A 276-nucleotide genomic window follows, 5' to 3' on the forward strand; every position below is an offset into this window, starting at 1 on the left:
GCTAGTTTTATAAATCAAGGATATCAAGCAATCTTAAGAGATCCTTCCACTCATTTCTTTATGGTCTTTGGGGAAGAATTCTTAATTTTTTTTATTACCGCTTATATTCTATTACCAATTATCTTTGATACGCTTAATAGAAAACTTGATCAAAATACCTTAAAGGTGATTGGGGTAAAGTTTGTCTTTCTCCTGATCTTTTGCTTCCTATTTAATTTGATTGGCTTAAGTGCATTTATTATCAACACAGATGGCAGATTGATTGGGATTCTATAT

1 protein-coding gene is annotated in these 276 nt (G+C 30.8%); it reads left to right on the forward strand.

The features are described from left to right. A partial coding sequence (locus tag R0J87_RS20010) for a hypothetical protein (protein WP_498888437.1) occupies positions 1–276 on the forward strand: 276 nt, incomplete at both ends.

The organism is Halomonas sp. SIMBA_159 (assembly GCF_046536035.1).
GTDB lineage: Bacteria > Pseudomonadota > Gammaproteobacteria > Pseudomonadales > Halomonadaceae > Vreelandella > Vreelandella venusta_A.